General features: G+C 61.8%; 17 protein-coding genes. 5 read left to right on the forward strand and 12 right to left on the reverse strand.

All coding sequences use genetic code 11. The annotated features are described in order from the left end of the window. Positions 1-12 precede the first annotated feature (12 nt). Positions 13-1,203 carry an efflux RND transporter periplasmic adaptor subunit gene (locus HJB83_RS20005; RefSeq protein ID WP_207581513.1) on the reverse strand — a complete coding sequence of 397 codons (1,191 nt, stop codon included), beginning with the start codon at positions 1,201-1,203 and terminating at the stop codon, positions 13-15. A 194-nt stretch (positions 1,204-1,397) separates the two neighbouring features. On the opposite strand from HJB83_RS20005, the gene HJB83_RS20010 reads away from it, so the two are divergent. After that, positions 1,398-1,604 carry a hypothetical protein gene (locus HJB83_RS20010; protein ID WP_207581512.1) on the forward strand — a complete coding sequence of 69 codons (207 nt, stop codon included), beginning with the start codon at positions 1,398-1,400 and terminating at the stop codon, positions 1,602-1,604. Here HJB83_RS20010 and HJB83_RS20015 read toward each other — a convergent pair. The 4 genes from HJB83_RS20015 to HJB83_RS20030 form a co-directional block, all read right to left on the reverse strand. Beyond that, on the reverse strand, positions 1,597-2,568 hold the full coding sequence (locus tag HJB83_RS20015) for an ABC transporter substrate-binding protein (RefSeq protein WP_207581511.1): 972 nt from the start codon (positions 2,566-2,568) through the stop codon (positions 1,597-1,599). The two genes, HJB83_RS20010 and HJB83_RS20015, sit on opposite strands and share 8 nt — an antisense overlap. Positions 2,569-2,625: 57 nt before the next feature. Further along, positions 2,626-3,753 carry an ABC transporter permease gene (locus tag HJB83_RS20020; RefSeq protein WP_207581510.1) on the reverse strand — a complete coding sequence of 376 codons (1,128 nt, stop codon included), beginning with the start codon at positions 3,751-3,753 and terminating at the stop codon, positions 2,626-2,628. Further along, the gene (locus HJB83_RS20025) at positions 3,750-4,679 is read right to left on the reverse strand and encodes an ABC transporter permease (protein ID WP_207581509.1); all 930 of its coding nucleotides are present in this window, start codon (positions 4,677-4,679) and stop codon (positions 3,750-3,752) included. Before HJB83_RS20025 ends, HJB83_RS20020 begins: the two co-directional genes overlap by 4 nt. Before the next feature lie 234 nt (positions 4,680-4,913). After that, entirely contained in the window at positions 4,914-5,699 is a 786-nt protein-coding gene (locus HJB83_RS20030; RefSeq protein ID WP_164014014.1) for an ABC transporter ATP-binding protein, read from the reverse strand. Between the two features lie 94 nt (positions 5,700-5,793). Here HJB83_RS20030 and HJB83_RS20035 point away from each other — a divergent pair, with 94 nt between their 5' ends. After that, positions 5,794-6,207 carry a cupin domain-containing protein gene (locus tag HJB83_RS20035; RefSeq protein WP_207581508.1) on the forward strand — a complete coding sequence of 138 codons (414 nt, stop codon included), beginning with the start codon at positions 5,794-5,796 and terminating at the stop codon, positions 6,205-6,207. A gap of 58 nt (positions 6,208-6,265) precedes the next feature. Here HJB83_RS20035 and hydA read toward each other — a convergent pair whose 3' ends face one another. From hydA to HJB83_RS20050, 3 genes are read right to left on the reverse strand one after another with little or no spacing between them, the layout of a single operon-like run. Beyond that, positions 6,266-7,720 (reverse strand): dihydropyrimidinase, encoded by a 1,455-nt coding sequence (gene hydA, locus HJB83_RS20040; protein WP_207581507.1) that lies wholly within the window; start codon positions 7,718-7,720, stop codon positions 6,266-6,268. Between the two features lie 34 nt (positions 7,721-7,754). Continuing rightward, positions 7,755-8,360, reverse strand: a complete 606-nt coding sequence (locus tag HJB83_RS20045; RefSeq protein ID WP_221116561.1) for a hypothetical protein — start codon at positions 8,358-8,360, stop codon at positions 7,755-7,757. Continuing rightward, positions 8,360-9,613: a Zn-dependent hydrolase gene (locus HJB83_RS20050; RefSeq protein ID WP_221116562.1), complete on the reverse strand. Its 1,254-nt coding sequence runs from the start codon at positions 9,611-9,613 to the stop codon at positions 8,360-8,362. Before HJB83_RS20050 ends, HJB83_RS20045 begins: the two co-directional genes overlap by 1 nt. Before the next feature lie 276 nt (positions 9,614-9,889). Here HJB83_RS20050 and HJB83_RS20055 point away from each other — a divergent pair, with 276 nt between their 5' ends. Next, a complete protein-coding gene (locus tag HJB83_RS20055) occupies positions 9,890-10,567 on the forward strand; it encodes a TetR family transcriptional regulator C-terminal domain-containing protein (protein ID WP_207581504.1) in 678 nt (225 codons plus the stop codon). Between the two features lie 3 nt (positions 10,568-10,570). Here the strand turns inward: HJB83_RS20055 and HJB83_RS20060 are convergent, their stop codons facing one another. From HJB83_RS20060 to HJB83_RS20070, 3 genes are all read right to left on the reverse strand, one after another. After that, positions 10,571-13,141: an HWE histidine kinase domain-containing protein gene (locus tag HJB83_RS20060; RefSeq protein WP_221132322.1), complete on the reverse strand. Its 2,571-nt coding sequence runs from the start codon at positions 13,139-13,141 to the stop codon at positions 10,571-10,573. After that, positions 13,138-13,674 carry a biliverdin-producing heme oxygenase gene (locus HJB83_RS20065; RefSeq protein ID WP_207581502.1) on the reverse strand — a complete coding sequence of 179 codons (537 nt, stop codon included), beginning with the start codon at positions 13,672-13,674 and terminating at the stop codon, positions 13,138-13,140. The genes HJB83_RS20060 and HJB83_RS20065 overlap by 4 nt, the downstream gene beginning before the upstream one ends. A gap of 192 nt (positions 13,675-13,866) precedes the next feature. Then, entirely contained in the window at positions 13,867-14,766 is a 900-nt protein-coding gene (locus HJB83_RS20070) for a LysR family transcriptional regulator (RefSeq protein ID WP_221132323.1), read from the reverse strand. Positions 14,767-14,869: 103 nt separating this feature from the next. Here HJB83_RS20070 and HJB83_RS20075 point away from each other — a divergent pair, with 103 nt between their 5' ends. Further along, entirely contained in the window at positions 14,870-15,892 is a 1,023-nt protein-coding gene (locus tag HJB83_RS20075; RefSeq protein WP_207581500.1) for an NAD(P)-dependent alcohol dehydrogenase, read from the forward strand. Between the two features lie 38 nt (positions 15,893-15,930). Here the strand turns inward: HJB83_RS20075 and HJB83_RS20080 are convergent, their stop codons facing one another. Continuing rightward, positions 15,931-16,341 carry a rhodanese-like domain-containing protein gene (locus HJB83_RS20080; protein WP_207581499.1) on the reverse strand — a complete coding sequence of 137 codons (411 nt, stop codon included), beginning with the start codon at positions 16,339-16,341 and terminating at the stop codon, positions 15,931-15,933. Positions 16,342-16,431: 90 nt separating this feature from the next. Here HJB83_RS20080 and ftrA point away from each other — a divergent pair, with 90 nt between their 5' ends. Continuing rightward, positions 16,432-17,418, forward strand: a complete 987-nt coding sequence (gene ftrA / locus HJB83_RS20085) for a transcriptional regulator FtrA (protein WP_207581498.1) — start codon at positions 16,432-16,434, stop codon at positions 17,416-17,418. The last annotated feature ends 39 nt before the right edge of the window (positions 17,419-17,457 follow it).

The raw sequence follows: 17,457 nt of genomic DNA on the forward strand, positions 1-17,457 counted from the left end.
CGGATGGTCTCTTTAGTTGGAAGCCGAGGGCTGTTCACGCACCGGAGTGATGTGGTCGCCGTCACGGACATAAGCGCCCGCCTTGGCCACGACCTCGTCGCCGGTCTTCAATCCATCGACGATCTCGACATAGGCACCGTCCTGGATGCCGGTCTCGACCTTGGCGTATTTCACCACGCCATCCTCCACCTTGCGGGCGGAGGAGCCTTCGTTGCCGGTGAGCACGGCGGTCAGGGGAAGCGATACGCCCTCCGTCTCGCGAACGATGATCTCGGCGCTGCCATACATGCCGGAACGCGCCTTGCTGTCGTCGTCGATGGAGATATGGACGAGACCGAGGCGGGTGACCGGATCGACGGTCGGCGAAACCAGGCGCACGGCGCCGGAAAGCTTCTCGCGGCTGCCGGACAGCGAAATTGACGCTTTCTGGCCGCCCACCACCCTGACGATGTCGCTTTCGGCGACCTCGGCGACAAGCTCGATATCGCCGTCGCGAATGATGGTGAATAGCGGATCGCCGTTGCCGGCGGCAATGGCGCCGACCTTGGCGTTCTTCGCCGAGACCGTGCCGGCGACCGGTGTCTTCACATCGGTGCGCGCCAGCTTCAAATCGGCGTCGGCAATCTGGCTGTCGAAGACCTTGAGATCGGCTTCGGCGACTTCGATCGCCTGTTCGGCGGAGACAACGCGGGCATTGGCGGCGGCGGCAGTCGCATCGGCCTGCTCGACCTGGGCGGTGGAAACAGTGCCCTTTTTGCCCATTTCCTGGGCACGGGCCTGCTGCTGCCTTGCCTGTTCGGCATTGGCCTGCGCCTCGATGAGTTGGGCGCGCAGCTGGGCGAGGCTTGCCTCGCCCTTGGCTTTCGTCGCCATCATCTGGCTCTTTGCCAGGACCAGCGCGTCATCGTTGAGCGTCGCCAGCGTGCTCTCCACCTCAACCTTGTCGCCGATATCGGCTTTCAGCGTTCGGATCGATAGGCCCTCGACCTGCGGCTGGATATAGACTTCCTCGACGGGCTTGACCGTTCCCGTGCCGATGACACGGTCGACCAGCGTCCGGCTTGTCGCCTTGGTGACGACGATCGCCGGCAGATTCTGTTGCGGTTTTTCGACCGGCGTTTCCTGCGAGAATGCAGTGGATGCGGCGAGAGCCGCAGCAAAAAGGGTAGCGGTGCCTAGAATTCCAATCGGCTTGCGTGCCATGCGTCTTCGTCCAATCTTGTAACAAGCTTAGCCGAACTCGCGCGTGTGCCACTCAGCTCGCGACCAGGCCACTGCCTTTCCTGCATTCTCAGGGGTATCCACACATCATTGCCGTCTTCGTCCCTCGCCGGCAAATCGGCTTTTAATTGGTATCGATTTGCTCGATATGCAAGCCCGGCAGAAAACAATTCCCCATGAGCGATGATAGTTACCATCAGAACCTGAATCAATCACTGCAGGGTTATGTGAACATGACGATGATTGATCCTGCTTCCCTTATGACGTTTGACGCCGGACAAATGCGACAGTTGCAAGGCGTTTTTTCATCGGTGCCGAAAAAAAAGAAACGCGCGGAGATATCCCGCGCGTTTCGCTTTGCATTGCTTGCCGCGATTACTTAGAAGCGGCGTCGGTAATGTCGTGCGTCCAGGCGCCCGCGGGCTCCTTGCTGATGATCTTCTGGTCGAGTAGCGCCTTTGCGGTGCGGGCATAGAGTGCCTCGTCCAGCTTGCCGGAGCTGTCGCCGACCAGCTTGGCGACTTCGCCCATCATGCGCTTCTGGTGGTTGTCGTCCTGGCCGCCATTGTCCATGACGATCCCGGCGGCTTCGTCGGGGTTTTCGGTCGCATATTTCCAGCCCTTCATCGAGGCGCGAACGAACTTGACCATCTTTTCCTTGAAGGCCGGATCCTTCAGCTTGTCTTCCATCGCATAGAGACCGTCTTCGAGAAGGTCATTGCCCATCTCGGTGTAGTTGAAGACCGTCAGTTCTTCCGGCTTGAAGCCGGCATCGATCGCCTGCCAGTATTCATTATAGGTCATGACGGAGATGCAGTCGGCCTGCTTCTGGACCAGCGGCTGCACGTCGAAGCTCTGCTTCAGCACGGTGACGCCATTGGCGCCGCCTTCTGTGGACAGGCCGAGCTTGTTCATCCACGCGAAGAAGGGATATTCGTTGCCGAAGAACCAGACGCCGAGCGTGTGGCCCTTGAAGTCGGCTTCGGTCTTGATCGGGCCATCCTTGCGGCAGACCATTTCCAGGCCGGCCTTCTGATAGGGCTGGGCGATGTTGACGAGCGGAACGCCCTTTTCGCGGGCAACCAGCGCGCCGCCCATCCAGTCGACGATGACATCGGCGCCGCCGCCGGCGATCACCTGCTCCGGGGCGATATCGGGACCGCCCGGCTTAATATCGACGTCGAGGCCTTCTTCCTTGTAAAAGCCCTTGTCCTTGGCGACGTAATAGCCGCCGAACTGGCTCTGCGTGACCCATTTCAGCTGCAAAACCACCTTGTCGGCGGCCATCGCATGGGTTGCTGCCAGCGACATCGCGCTCGCCATCATTGCAACTATCAACTTTCTCATTTTCTTATCCTTACCCTCTGAAGTTATGCCCGGGCCGGTTCCAAAGCCCGGGCGCGTCTAGCCACCACGGATAGACGGATGCCAGAACGTCACCGCCCGTTCGGTCAGGGCGATGATGCCATAAAAGATCGAGCCGGCCAGCGCCGCGACGGCGATTTCCGCCCAGACCATGTCGACATTCATACGGCCGATCTCGGTGGAGATGCGGAAGCCCATGCCGACGATCGGCGTTCCGAAGAATTCCGCAACGATGGCACCAATCAGCGCCAGCGTCGAGTTGATCTTCAGTGCGTTGAAAATGAACGGCATGGCTGCCGGAAGCTTGAGCTTGAGCAGCGTCTGCCAGTCGCTCGAGGCATAGGTGCGCATCAGATCGCGCTCCATGCTGCCGGAGGCGACAAGGCCGGCGACAGTATTCACCAGCATCGGGAAGAAGGTCATGATGATGACGACCGCTGCCTTCGACGGCCAGTCGAAGCCGAACCACATGACCATGACAGGGGCGACGCCGATGATCGGCAGGGCCGATACCATGTTGCCGATCGGCAGGAGGCCGCGGCGCAGGAAGGTGATGCGGTCGGCGAGCACCGCGACGACAAAGCCGCTGAGGTTGCCGACGATGTAACCGATCAACACCGCCTTGAAGATCGTCTGCCTGACATCCGCACCGAGGATCGGCAGGGAGGCCGTGATGCGCATGCCGATGGCACTCGGCGGCGGCAGGATGATGAAGGGGATGCCGGCGCCACGCGTTGCTGCTTCCCAAAGGATGAGGATCCAGGCGCCGAAGATCGCCGGGATCAGCAGTTGGAGCGAAGATTTGCCGAAAGCAGTGACGGGCTGCAGTTTCGACAGCTCCGTGACGCATCGCCACGCAAGCAGCCAGCAGGAAAAGAGCGGCAGGAAGAAGGCTCTTGTCGCCAGACCCTCGTTGCCGGAAAGTGCGGAAAGCAGCATCCAGGCGGCACCATGCGCGCCGATGAACAGCACAGTGGCGCGGTAGGCCGGCGGTTGCGGCGCAAAAGATAGCAGGGCAGCCGCGACGACAATGATGAAGATGAGGCTTGCCGTACCGTCGGTTAAGGGGTGTGCCGCGCCTTCGGCGAAAAGCGGAAAGGTGATTAGCGACACGAGGCAGAGAAGGAGGGCCACCGTGCCCTGCCAGGAGAAGGTCAGATGTCTCATGCCGGTCTCCCGCCCATCGCGCGATCGACGATCTTCGCCGCAACCCCGACGATCGCGACCAGGATGCCGGCCAGCAACGATCCGGCGACCAGGGCCGCCCAGATATCGATGGTCTGGCTGTAATAGGAGCCGGCAAGCAGTTTGGAGCCGATGCCGGCGACAGCGCCTGTCGGCAGCTCGCCGACGATGGCGCCGACGAGGCTGGCGGCGATCGCCACCTTCATCGAGGTGAACAGGAACGGGATCGAGGCGGGAACGCGCAGTTTCCAGAAGGTTTGCATCGGGCTGGCATAATAGGTGCGCATTAGGTCGAGATGCATGATTTCAGGTGAACGCAAGCCCTTCACCATGCCGACGGCGACGGGGAAGAAAGAAAGATAGGTGGAGATCAGCGCCTTGGAGACGAGGCGGGAAGCATCGGAATCGAGGTTCAACAGATGCGCAAGCGCATTATCGCCGGTCAGCACATTGTAGGAGATAATGACGATCATCGGGGCGATGGCGAGGATCGGTATGGTCTGGCTCGCCACCAGCCAGGGCATTAGCGAGCGGTCCATGGCGCGGTTGTGCACGATCAGCACCGCAAGAAGGATGCCAAGCAGCATGCCGAAACCGAAGCCGAGCAGGGTCGAGGAGAGCGTCACCCAGCTGTGATAGACGAGGCTGCGATTGCTGGAAAGGCTGCGCAGGACGGTGTTCTCGTAGACGTTCTGCGCCACCTGATGCGGCGCCGGCAGGATCGGCTTCGGCTGCGCCAGCGTCTTGCCGATGAATTCCAGGGTCGTCGGCGTGACGCCGGCGCGGCTGTCCATGTCGCGCTGAAACGGCGCGTTCATCAGGACGGCAGCGACATACCAGATAGCGACGAGGGCCAGCAGGATGGTGGTGACGGGGACGAGCTTGTCCTTGAAGGTATCGGGTTTCACAGCGACTGCCCCCATTTGTTGGCGTCGAATGCGCGGCCGCCCCCCTCTGCCCTGCCGGGCATCTCCCCCACAAGGAGGGAGATCGATATGTGGAAACGGCTTCCCAAAACAACGAAAGGCCCCTGATCCAGCGTGGAATCAGTGAGGACCGACGTCCTCTCCTCTTGCCGATCTCTCCCCTTGTGGGGGAGATGCCCGGCAGGGCAGAGGGGGGTGGCCCCCGAACTCAACGGCCTAAACCTCATGGCTATGTCCCGTCCTCAGCCCCTCGCGGACACGATGGGCGATTTCCAGGAATTCAGGGGTGTCGCGGATGTCGAGTGGGCGTTCGGCCGGCAGGGTAGAGTCGATCACATCGGTCACGCGGCCCGGGCGCGGCGACATGACCACGATCTTGGTCGAGAGATAGACCGCTTCGGGGATGGAGTGGGTGACGAAGCAGATCGTCTTGTTGGTGCGCGCCCAGAGTTTCAGTAGCTCTTCGTTTAGATGGTCGCGGACGATCTCGTCCAGCGCGCCGAAGGGCTCGTCCATCAACAAGAGGTCGGCGTCGAAGGCGAGCGCGCGGGCGATCGAGGCGCGCTGCTGCATGCCGCCGGAAAGCTGCCAGGGAAATTTCTTCTCGAAGCCGGACAGGCTGACGAGATCAAGCGCTTCGGCGATGCGCCTTGCGCGGTCGGCGCCGGAATAGCCCATGATCTCCAGCGGCAGGGCGATATTGTTTTCGATAGTGCGCCAGGGATAGAGCGCCGGCGCCTGGAAGACATAGCCGTAGGCGCGGGCTTTGCGGGCTTCCTCCGGCGTCATGCCATTGATCGAAATCTCGCCCGAGGTGCTCTTTTCGAGATCGGCGATGACACGCAGGAAGGTGGTCTTGCCGCAGCCGGACGGGCCGATGAAAGAGACGAAATCGCCCTTGCGGACATCGAGATTGACATCGCTCAGCGCACGCACCGGGCCGTCATTTGCCTGGTAGGTGAGACAGAGATCCTTGGCGGATACGACGGAGGGTGCTTGCATCAATGCGACCGTTCTTGTTTTCGCCGCGGGGACGCGGTTTGCATGTTACCATCGCCGCAGGCCCTGCCGGCGGCACATTTCATGGAGGAAGAGAATGGACGCGACATCAAAGCCCACCTGCCACATCGTTCGGCCCAACCATGCCTATGACGGCAAGCAGGGGCTCAGCTACTTCGAAGGGGTCGCGGCCGAGACGGTCGGCGCCAAAGGCATCTGCATGCACCTGCTGACGATCCCGCCGGGCGTGCGCGCCAAGGCGCATCTGCACGAGGCGCACGAGACGGCGATCTACATGCTCTCCGGCGAGGCGCATACCTGGTACGGAGACGAACTCGAGCATCATGTCATCGTTCATGCCGGTGAACTCTTCTATATCCCGGCCGGCGTGCCGCACCTGCCGGCAAACCTCAGCAGCACGCCGTGCACGGCGATCATCGCCCGCACCGACCCCAACGAGCAGGAAAGCGTCGTGCTTCTGCCGGAGCTGGATGGATTGGTGCCGGCCTGAGGTCATGCGCATGGAGGCAGCGGTCTCCGGTTGATGGGCGTCTTGTTGCGCACCATCGTCAGACGCCGCTCGCCGGGATGCCGTTGCGCGTCACCTTGCGCGGCGCGGTGATATCCTTCCACTGGGAAAGTGCCTTGCTGACCGCTGTCACCGGCTCGCGCCTGACGAATTCGCCGTGACCCTCCTGGGTTTTGATGGTGCTTTCCTCGATCGCGACGATCCCGCGCGTCAGCGTGTAGCGCGGCAGGCCGGTCACTTCCTTGCCTTCGAAGACGTTGTAGTCGATCGCCGACTGCTGGGCCTTAGACGAGATGGTCTTGGAACGTTTTGGATCCCAGACGACGATGTCGGCGTCGGCGCCGACAAGGATCGCGCCCTTCTTCGGATAGATGTTGAGGATTTTGGCGATGTTGGTCGAGGTGACGGCGACGAATTCGTTCATCGTCAGCCGGCCGGTGTTGACGCCGTGTGTCCAAAGCATCGGCATGCGGTCTTCGAGACCGCCGGTACCGTTGGGGATCTTGGTGAAATCCCCGACACCGAAACGCTTCTGCGCAGTGGTGAAGGCGCAATGGTCGGTGGCGACCACCTGCAGCGAGCCGGAGGCAAGCCCGGCCCAGAGCGAGTCCTGATGCTGCTTGTTGCGGAAGGGCGGCGACATGACACGGCGGGCGGCGTGGTCCCAGTCAGGATTGGAATATTCGCTCTCGTCGAGCGTCAGGTGCTGGATCAGCGGTTCGCCGTAGACGCGCATGCCCTTTTGGCGGGCGCGTCGGATCGCTTCGTGCGCCTGCTCGCAGGAGGTATGGACGATATAGACCGGGCAGCCGGCCATGTCGGCGATCATGATGGCGCGATTGGTGGCCTCGCCCTCGACTTCGGCCGGGCGGGAATAGGCATGCGCCTCGGGCCCGTTATTGCCTTCTGCCAGCAGCTTTGCCGACATCGAGGCGACGACGTCGCCGTTTTCGGCGTGCACCAAGGGAAGGGCGCCGAGTTCGGCGCAGCGCTGGAAGGAGGCGAACATCTCGTCATCGTCAACCATCAGCGCGCCCTTGTAAGCCATGAAGTGCTTGAAGGTGTTGATGCCCTTGTCGCGGACGATGGTCTCCATCTCCTTGAACACCTGCTCGCTCCACCAGGTGACCGCCATGTGGAAGGAATAGTCGCAATTGGCCCGCGTCGACTTGTTGTCCCACATTGTCAGCGCTTCCAGCAGCGACTGGCCGGGGGCGGGAAGGGCAAAATCGACAACCATGGTGGTGCCGCCGGAAAGGGCCGCACGCGTGCCGCTCTCGAAATCGTCGGAGGAATAGGTGCCCATGAAGGGCATTTCGAGATGGGTGTGCGGATCGATGCCGCCGGGCATGATGTAACAGCCCGTCGCATCCAGCGTCTCGTCGCCCGAGAGGCCCGGGCCGATCTCGACGATCTTGCCGCCGTCAATCTTGACGTCCGCCTTGTAGGTGAGGTCGGCCGTGACGATGGTGCCGTTTTTGATGACTGTGGTCATGGCTGCTATTCCTTCTCCCTGCGGTCTGTTGTTGTTACTGCTCAACTGCCATTGTGGGCGTACCACTTCGCAGGAGTGCTGCGCCCTTGGCGATAAGGCCGTAGATGGCCTCCTCACTCAGCTCATCGGGCGTGTCATGCTCTTCCTCACAATACCAGTCGGGCTGGTCAACGACATCAGTGCCGCCGACTGACATTGACCAAGAACCATCGCTTTCGCGAAAGTAGAAATCCTTGCCGTCGATCAGCCCGGTTGACTGTACGGGTTGGCTGCCTTTGGGGCGTTCGATCAATATGCCGGGCATGGAAGGGCCGAGTTCGATCCGAACGACGCTCGACTCACGCCCGAACACATAATAGGTTCGATGGGGCGTATGTGGGTCGCGGTCATCTGAATCGGCCAGTTGAACAGCAGTAGGTTTATATCGCCAGAAGCTCGATAATTGCGGAAGCCTGATTCGCTCGCCTGCTAGGTCGATGCCAATATAGTAAATTTGCGCGGCAGGGACGTCGCCCCACGGACCTTCGTTCACCGGCGTCACATTGGCATTGGCCCATGCAAGGTCGTCTGCAGTTCGCTGGTTATAGAACTTAAAAGCGTCAGCATAATCGAGATAGGTTGCTGGCTGGTCTGGCGCCATCACACCACGATCTCCGCCGTCTCCACCACCGCATGGAACAGCACGTCGGCGCCCGCCGTCGCCCATTCCTTGGAAATCTCCTCCGCCTCGTTGTGCGAGAGCCCGCCGACGCAGGGGCACATGACCATCGTCGCGGGCGCGACCTTGGCGGCCCAGCAGGCGTCGTGGCCGGCGCCGGAGATGAGGTTCATATGGCTGTAGCCAAGGCGCTCGGCGGCTGCGCGAACCGAGGCGACGAGCTTTTCGTCGAAGGTGATCGGCTCGAAGTGGCCGATCGCCTCGATGGAACAGCCGACACCCAGAGCATCGCAAATGTCAGGCGCTTCCGCTTCGATCTTTGCGCGCATGCGATCAAGCTTGGCCTTGTCGGGCGAGCGGATGTCGACGGTGAAGACCACCTTGCCGGGCAGCACGTTGCGCGAGTTCGGGGAGAAGAACACCTGGCCGACACCACCGACGGCGCCGGGCTGCTCGCCCATTGCCACGCCCTGAACCATTTCCAGGATACGGGCCATGGCGAGACCGGCATTGACGCGCAGGTTCATCGGCGTCGAGCCGGTATGGGCCTCCTTGCCGGTCAGCGTGAATTCCAGCCACCACAGGCCCTGGCAATGGGTGACGACGCCGATCTGTTTTTCCTCGGCTTCGAGGATCGGTCCCTGCTCGATGTGATATTCGAAATAGGCGTGCATCTTGCGGGCGCCGACCTCTTCGTCGCCAATCCAGCCGACGCGCTTCAACTCGTCGCCGAACAGATTGCCCTCGGGATCCTTGCGATTATAGGCAAAATCCAGGCTGTGCACGCCGGCGAAGACGCCTGAGGCCAGCATGGCAGGGGCAAAACGCGCGCCTTCTTCGTTGGTCCAGTTGGTCACGACAACAGGATGTTTGGTCTTGATGCCGAGATCGTTCATGGTGCGCACGACTTCGAGAGCTGCAAGCACGCCGAGCACACCGTCATATTTGCCGCCGGTCGGCTGGGTGTCGAGATGCGAACCGACATAGACGGGCAGGGCATCGGGATCGGTGCCGGGCCGCGTCGCGAACATCGTTCCCATGCGGTCGACGCCCATGGTCAGGCCGGCCTCGTCGCACCATGTCTTGAAGAGGCTGCGGCCTTCAGCATCGGCGTCCGTCAGCGTCTGACGATTGTTGCCGCCTGCAATGCCGGGGCCGATCTTCGCCATGTCCATGAGACTGTCCCAGAGACGGTCGCCATTGACGCGCATGTTTTCGCCTGGTGCTGCCACCATTCTTCAAGCCCTCACCTGTTTGCGGCAGCCATGCGAAGTGGCATGCCCGCCTGTTCCCGTGGTCCTTTCCTGCGCCCCCTTATTGGTTTTGTCGAGCGCCGGAAAATCGCCAGTTGCCTTTGTTTTTCATCTGGCGGATAATTTGACCGATTGGTAAACATTACAACTTCCACCGCCGGGCTCAAGACGAAAATCACGAAAATTGCCGATAAAAATACGGGCAGTTGCTCAAGAAAGCGGCAGGGTCGTCCTCCAGCTTAATCTTGAGCGAAGAAGTTGAATTTCAAGGGGAAACGACAGCCTGTGACCATACCGAGAGCAGCGAAAACCCTCAGACGAACGCGGATCCAGGAGGAGAAGGAAGAGCAGATCCTGGAGGCAGCGCTCGACGTGTTTTCGGCAAGCGGCTTCCGCGGCTCGACCATCGACCAGATCGCCGAAGTGGCCGGGATGTCGAAACCCAACCTGCTCTATTATTTCCGCACCAAGGAAGCGATGCACCGGGCGCTGATCGACCGGGTGCTCTACACCTGGCTGGAGCCGCTACGCGCCTTCGATGCCGAGGGCAATCCGGAGGAGGAGATCCGCAGCTATATAAGACGCAAGCTGGAGATGGCGCGCGATTTTCCCCGCGAGAGCCGGCTCTTCGCCAATGAGGTGCTACAGGGGGCGCCGCATATCGAAGACGAGTTGAAGGGGCCGCTGAAGGAACTGGTCGACGAGAAGGCGGAGGTGATCCGCGCCTGGGCGAAATCAGGCAAGATCGCCAAATGCGATCCTTACCACCTGATCTTTTCCATCTGGTCGACGACGCAGCACTATGCGGATTTCGACGTCCAGGTGCGTGCCGTGCTCGGGCAGGAACATTCCGGCGAGGGACGCTTCGAGGATGCGGCGCGGTTTCTGGAACAGCTCTTTATCGGCGGGCTGCGACCGGGTCGCTCCGAAGCCTGAGGTTTATTGCCTTTTGCGCAGCGGCACCCGGACCAGGGTGTCCGTCACGCCTTCCATCGTATAGGGCTTCTGCAACACGGGCGCGCCAGAATGGCTGTTCGCCTGGGCGATGCCTTCCCCGTAGCCTGTGGCAAAAACGAAGGGCACGCCGTCTGCTGCCAGTCGGTCGGCAATGCCGAAACTCGTCTCATCCCCGAGATTGACATCGAGAAGCGCCAGATCAAACGACTGGCCGGCGAGGATTTCCATCGCCTCAGCGACACTTGGCGCCGTTGCTACGTCGGCGCCCAGTCGGCGCAGGATGTCTTCCCCATCCATGGCGATGATCAGATTGTTTTCCACCAGCAGCACCTTCAGGCCCGAGAGCGGCTGATGATCGTCGGGGATTGTCTTGCGGTCGGCCGCGCCATCCGGAGCCGAATCTAACCGTTCGCTCGTCGCTTTGACGACATATCGTGCCGGAATACAGAAATCCGCTTCGACCCCGTCTTTGACGTAGCGGACCTCGGCCTTGCCGCTGAGGTCATAGGGAACCGAACGACGGATGATCGTTGAACCGAAGCCATGGCGTTTGGGTTCGACAACGGGCGGACCATCCTTTTCGCGCCAGGCAATGCGCAGATTGCCGTCGTCGTCGCAGTGCCAGCCGAGTTGGACGGTACCGCTGCCGGTGCCGGAAAGGCTGCCATATTTGGCGCTGTTGGTCATCAACTCGTGGAAAACCAGGGCGGCGGTGGAAAAGGCCTGCGGTTCCAAGAGCACGTCCTCGCCGCTCATCTGGATGCGTTGCGCATTTTTCCCGAGATAGGCAGCGGTCTCTGCCAGCAGCAATTGGCGCAGCGAAGCGGGCGCCCAATGATCGCGGGTGATCTGATCATGGGCACGCGCGAGCGACTGGACGCGGCCCTCGATCTGGCGAATGTAGTCGTCAACGCTGACCGAGGTCCCCTGCGATTGCCGGATGATCCCGGTGATGAGGCTCAATATGTTGCGGACGCGGTGGTTCAGCTCGGCGATCAGCAGTTCCTGGCGCTCGTTTGCAGTCTGGCGCGCCATGCTGGCCTCGTCGGTGAGACGCAGTACCACCTCGATCAACGTGACGCGGATCGTTTCGGCGACGCGGCGCTCGGCCGCGGTAAAGGGGAGCGAGCGACCGCGCACCAGTTCAGACCAGGCCTCGAAACTCTTGCGCGGCGTCAGCCGCGGACCGTTCGGACCATATTCCACCGGCTTGTGCGGGTCGCCAGCCCAGCGGACGGTGCGCACCCGCTCCTGGCGGAAAAGCACGACATAGTCGCGCGGCGAACGCGAGATCGGGATGGCGAGCATGCCGGCCACCGCATCGTCGAGCTCGAGATCGGGATAGGTCTCAGCCAGCCTGTCGACGGCATAGATGCGGCCGGCGGCATTTCGGTTGAGGTGGCGGACGAGGGCTGCGAAGCTCTTCTCATCCGGCCCGATGCCAGCCAGTGCCAGCCGGCCGTTGATCCAGACGCCGATGCCATCGGCGGGAATGGCGTCGGCGAGCGCCTCGATCAACCAGGCGGGATCATCGAGCAGGCTGGCATTGTCTGCGACGGAGGTGAGAAGCCGATCGGCGATGCGACGCGCCTTGGTCTCGTAGTCAAGAGCGAGGCGCCGTTCGCGACTTTCAAGGCGCGAAGCAAACATCTGGCCGAAAAGTTCGGCGGTGGATCGGCTTTGCGCCGAGGGAAGACGTGGGCCGTAGTGATGGCAGGCAAACAGGCCCCAGAGCTTACCGTCGACGACGATCGATATGGAGAGCGACGCGCCGACGCCCATATTTTTCAGATATTCAATGTGGATTGGCGAGACCGAACGCAGGACCGACATGGAGAGATCGAGCGGCTGTCCGTACTCGTCGAGTTGCGGGAGGACCGGCACGGGGACGGCGTCGACATCGGCAATCATGCGGAACAGGTTGCGCAGATAAAGCGCGCGCGCCTGCACCGGGATGTCGGAAGCCGGATAGTGCAGCCCGAGGAACGAACCGATGCCAGCCCGGGCAGCTTCCGTCACCACCTCGCCGGAACCGCCGTCGTCGAAGCGATAGACCATGACCCGATCGAACCCGGTCAAAGCGCGCGCCTGCCTTGCCCCCTCGCGAAAGAAAGCCTCCATCGTTTCCGTGTGATCGAGGCGGGACATCATGCTGCGCATGGAGAGCGAAGGGGAGTCTCGTCTGTCTTCCTGGCAGCGCTCGCCTTCGATGATCACCTGACCTTCGTTCAGGTGCACGGCAACGTCGAACCGGTTTTGATCGGGCATCAGAGCGAGCCCGAAAATGCGCTCGACGACATCGGAACCGCGCAGCGTGGTCAGCTTGTTGCGGATCGTGTGGAGTGCCTCAGGCGTGATCAGCGAGGTGACAGGGCAGCCGAGCGCGTGGGCCTGCGCAATTCCGAGGAACTCCATCAGATTTTCCGAAGCGCGCGTGACAATCCAGTCCGAGGATATCGCCAACAGAAAGCCGAAGGGTTGAACCGATCCAAGCTGGTGGATGGGCTCACGGTCGCAATTGGTGAGATCGACGGGTTCAAACGTACCGCTCATGGGACGGCTTCCAGTTCGAGTTGCCCGGCTTTGAGGAAGAGGTCGAAGATGCTGCGGGCCGCGGAAATGGCAGCGGCCGGATCGTCTAGATCGCTGGCATCGAGACGATCCATGAAGCTCCTCATGGCGCCCTTCGGGCCTTGAAGGCGCAGGTAGCTGCTTGGCAGGTGATCGGGCACGGACTTGGCAAGCAGGGCGCCGCCGAGTTTGGAGCCTTCAAGCACGTAGAGGGCGCCCCAGAGCGCTGCCTCGCAGGACAATGCCGGCGGCGGAAGAGGCGGGGGCAACGAATCGCCGAGCTCCCGGATATCGGCGAGCAGTAGTTGCGTGCGCCGTCGTTCCGGCCAGTCGGGCAGCAGGCGGGCAATTCCTGCATCCTCGAGGGCCTCTTCGGCCGCCGGTACGACCCTGGCATGTGCACGCAGGAATGTTCTATATTGCTGTCTATTGGAGAGATCGAACGTGCCGAAAAGCTTGTCGACCTCGGCGTGGCAATCTGCTGTTTGTGCGCGCAGCACGCTGCGAAGTGACATGCGGACCGTGTTCTAAGTAAATGGCATTGGATGCCGTTCATGCGTGATGGCAAATTAGCGATATATTGCAGCATCCCGGTATTTCCAGGGAAACCCATAGAAAAACATGGGCTTCCGCTCCTTTTTGCAGCTCGTTGTTCGCCTCCGTCGGATTTTTAAGGCGCAGCCGGACGAGACTGCCAGAGAGCAACCTCAACCCATCAGGCGCGGCAGATCTGCTGCCAACATATCGATGGCAAGGCGCACCTTTGGCAACATCACGGGCGATCTCGGCCAGACGGCGTAGGCTTCGAAGACGCTCGGCGGTCTATCGGTCAGAACCCGCACGAGTTCGCCCGACAAGACCCTGTCGCGCACCAGCCAGCACGTGAGCCAGGCTAGCCCGCGCCCTTTTACCGCCGCGTCGGCTATCGAGGCGAGATCGTCAAGCCGCAGCCGCGATTTCGGCAGAACTTCGCGTGCGGGCCCTCCCGCTGCCGGAAAGGTCCAGGCTTTGTCGTTGTCGCCGCGGCGATAGACGATGCCCTGGTGATGAGCGATATCGTCCAGCGTTTGTGGCACCCCGTATTTTTCCAGATAGGCGGGCGAAGCGCAGACGGTCATGGGCTGTCGGGCGATCGCCCGCGTCATCAGGTCGGGATTGTCCTTCAGCGGACCGTTGCGCACGGCAAGGTCGAAGCCGTCCTCCAGAAGATCGACGACGCGGTCGCTGAAGGAGAAGTCGAGTTCGAGATTCGGATGGTCGTCGAGCAGGCGGGTCAGGATCGGAGCGGCACACTGGCGCCCGAAAAGCGCCGGCATCGATACACGCAGTCTGCCGCGGACTTCGCGCTTGCCCGATTCAAGCTGGGCCTCGCCGATGCGGATTTCCTCGACGGCTCTCAGGCAACGCTCGTAGAAGAACCGGCCTTCGTCGGTCAGGTTTTGGGCACGGGTCGTGCGGTTGAAGAGCCGGACGCCGAGCCGCTCTTCGAGCCTTGCAATCGTCTTGCTGACCGCCGAGCGAGTGAGATGGAGTCGCTCGGCCGCGGCCGAGAAACCACCGGCCTCGACCGTCTCGACAAAGATCGAAATTCCCTTCAACTGCTCCATCTTTGTTTCCTCAATGGCACCATTCTGGCGATTTAATATCTCAACTAGAGAGGAATATTCAACGATATATCTGCTGCTCCGCCTATTGAGAAGGAGCAGAAAGATGCAGACGACAAGGCAATGGCAGACCGATGCCATCGGCCCGGAGGCCAATCTGAAGATCGGCGAAGGCAGAATTCCTGAGGTGTCAGGCACGATGATCCGGGTGCGGACGCAGGCCGTCTCCCTCAATTTCCGCGACAGGCTGGTGCTTGATAGCGGCATGGGCCTGCCATTGCAGTTCCCCTTCGTGCCGGCCTCGGACATGGCAGGCGTAGTCGATGCCGTCGGGCCTGATGTTACGCGCTTCAAACCCGGCGATCGGGTGATCTCCACCTTTAACCCGGACTGGATCGATGGACGCGGGCCTGGAACTGCCCGCAATCCACATTATCAGACGCGCGGCGGCTTTTATTCTGGGGTACTTTCCGAGCACATGGTGCTTTCCGAGGAATGGTTCGCGCTTGCGCCTGATACACTCGATGCGGCTGAAGCAAGTACGCTGCCCTGCGCCGGGCTGACGGCGTGGTTTGCGCTCATCGAATGCGGCAAGCTCAAGGCCGGCGACAAGGTGCTGGTGCAGGGAACCGGCGGGGTTGCACTTTTCGGCCTGCAGATTGCCAAGGCGCATGGCGCCGAAGTCTTCATCACATCAGGCAGCAGCGAAAAGCTCGAACGTGCATCGGCGCTCGGGGCCGATCATCTGATCAACCGCCAGGAGCGCGACTGGGTGGAGCAGCTCTATCAACTGACCGGCGATTATGGCGCTGACCACGTGCTGGAAATCGTCGGTGGGCCGCATCTCGGCCGGGCGCTGGAGGCCGTGGCGGTCAACGGCCGGATTTCGGTGATTGGCGTGTTCGAGGGCTTTGAAGTCTCGGCGCCTGCTGCGCCCTTGCTTCTCAAGGCGCCCGTCGTGCAGGGAATTTCGGTCGGCCACCGCCGGGGGTTGGAGGATCTGGTGCGCGCCGTCGACCAGACGGGGCTGAAGCCTGTGATCGACAGACGTTATGCTTTCGAGGACCTGCCGCAGGCGCTCGATCATCTCTATCGCGGCCCGTTCGGCAAGGTCGTTATCGAGTTCTGAGACATGTGCTCCCCTCGCACCGTGAGGGGAGCGTTCTGCTATGCGGCGGCGATGGCTGCGCTTTCGAAGATAAAGCCCTCGTCGGCCCAGCCGGTCATGCCGCCGACCATCAGCTTGGCATGGAGGCCGAGATTGGCGAGACGGAAGGCGGCCTTGTCGGCGCCGTTGCAGTGAGGACCGGCGCAATAGACGACGAACAGGGTATCCCCCGACCATTCCGACATGCGGTGCGCGGTCATCTTGCCGTGCGGCAGGTTGATCGCGCCCGGTACATGGGCCTGCGCAAACAGTGCCGGCGAGCGGACGTCGAGAAGAATGAAATCGACCTTGGCGCCGGCAAAGGCGGCGTGGACATCCGAGCAGTCGGTTTCGAAGGCGAGCTTGGCGGCATAGTGGGCGGCGGCAGTATCGGGGGCTGCGGCAGGCATTTCGGCAACGGGGCTTGGCATCGTTTTTCCTTTCATGGTGCAATTGTCGCCTGGTATCGCCGATGCTAGAACTTTGCGAAACTGGCCATAACGACCGACAGCGTAAAGATCATGCCAAACTCATCACTGCCGCAGACGAAAGGACCATTGGTCGCAGCCCTTGCCTATGACGGGCTCTGCACCTTCGAGTTCGGCATCGCCTACGAAGTCTTCGGCCTGCCGCGCCCGGAGATGGGCGAAGACTGGTATCGCTTCTCGGTCTGCGGCATCGAACCGGGGCCGCTTCACGCCGCCGGAGGGCTGACGGTCGCGGTCGACAAGGGGCTGGAGGTGCTCGACGAGGCGGATCTGATCGTCGTGCCCGGCTGGCGGGCGATCGATGCGCCGGTGCCGGCGCCGCTCGCCGCAGCGCTCAAGGCGGCGCGTCAACGCGGCGCGCGCATCATGTCACTCTGCTCCGGCGTTGCGGTTCTTGCCGGATCGGGGCTGCTCGCCAACCGCAGGGCGACGACACATTGGCGCTATGTCGCCTCGATCGCCGCCCGTTATCCGGACATCGCCCTCGATCCCGACGTTCTCTACGTCGATGAAGGCAGCCTGCTGACGGCGGCGGGCAGTGCTGCCGGCATCGATCTTTGCCTGCATGTGGTGCGCGGCGATTTCGGCGCGGCGGCCGCAAACAGCGTCGCCCGCCGCCTCGTCGTGCCGCCGCACCGCGAAGGCGGACAGGTGCAGTTCATCCACGCGCCGGTTCCGCAGGAACGCGAGGGCATTCGCCTCGGGCCACTGATTGAATGGATGCGTCAAAGCCTTTCCGAGGAGCAGCCGATCAGCCTGCTTGCCAAAAGAGCAGGCATGAGCATGCGTACTTTTCAACGGCGCTTCGAAGCGACAACGGGTCTCAGTGTCGGCGAATGGCTGCTGAAGGAGCGGATGCGGCATGCGCGCGACCTTCTCGAAAGGGAGCTTGCGGTATCGCTCGATGATATCGCTGCCACCAGCGGCTTCGGCACGCTGGCGACAATGCGCCACCATTTCCGCAAACGGCTGGGCACGAGCCCGCATGCCTATCGGAAGTCATTCGGCGAAGGGGGCTGACGCTGCGAACGTTGCCGGCGAGATCCAACGCCGCGGATC

Source organism: Rhizobium sp. NZLR11 (assembly GCF_019685115.1).
Taxonomy (GTDB): Bacteria; Pseudomonadota; Alphaproteobacteria; order Rhizobiales; family Rhizobiaceae; genus Rhizobium.

Coding starts and splice junctions, on each gene's coding strand:
- HJB83_RS20070 (WP_221132323.1), bottom strand. CDS start 14,766: ATGGAGCAGTTGAAGGGAATTTCGATCTTTGTCGAGACGGTCGAGGCC.
- HJB83_RS20030 (WP_164014014.1), bottom strand. CDS start 5,699: ATGCAAGCACCCTCCGTCGTATCCGCCAAGGATCTCTGTCTCACCTAC.
- HJB83_RS20015 (WP_207581511.1), bottom strand. CDS start 2,568: ATGAGAAAGTTGATAGTTGCAATGATGGCGAGCGCGATGTCGCTGGCA.
- HJB83_RS20060 (WP_221132322.1), bottom strand. CDS start 13,141: ATGAGCGGTACGTTTGAACCCGTCGATCTCACCAATTGCGACCGTGAG.
- HJB83_RS20065 (WP_207581502.1), bottom strand. CDS start 13,674: ATGTCACTTCGCAGCGTGCTGCGCGCACAAACAGCAGATTGCCACGCC.
- HJB83_RS20050 (WP_221116562.1), bottom strand. CDS start 9,613: ATGGTGGCAGCACCAGGCGAAAACATGCGCGTCAATGGCGACCGTCTC.
- HJB83_RS20075 (WP_207581500.1), top strand. CDS start 14,870: ATGCAGACGACAAGGCAATGGCAGACCGATGCCATCGGCCCGGAGGCC.
- ftrA (WP_207581498.1), top strand. CDS start 16,432: ATGCCAAACTCATCACTGCCGCAGACGAAAGGACCATTGGTCGCAGCC.
- HJB83_RS20080 (WP_207581499.1), bottom strand. CDS start 16,341: ATGCCAAGCCCCGTTGCCGAAATGCCTGCCGCAGCCCCCGATACTGCC.
- HJB83_RS20005 (WP_207581513.1), bottom strand. CDS start 1,203: ATGGCACGCAAGCCGATTGGAATTCTAGGCACCGCTACCCTTTTTGCT.
- HJB83_RS20010 (WP_207581512.1), top strand. CDS start 1,398: ATGAGCGATGATAGTTACCATCAGAACCTGAATCAATCACTGCAGGGT.
- HJB83_RS20020 (WP_207581510.1), bottom strand. CDS start 3,753: ATGAGACATCTGACCTTCTCCTGGCAGGGCACGGTGGCCCTCCTTCTC.
- HJB83_RS20035 (WP_207581508.1), top strand. CDS start 5,794: ATGGACGCGACATCAAAGCCCACCTGCCACATCGTTCGGCCCAACCAT.
- HJB83_RS20045 (WP_221116561.1), bottom strand. CDS start 8,360: ATGGCGCCAGACCAGCCAGCAACCTATCTCGATTATGCTGACGCTTTT.
- hydA (WP_207581507.1), bottom strand. CDS start 7,720: ATGACCACAGTCATCAAAAACGGCACCATCGTCACGGCCGACCTCACC.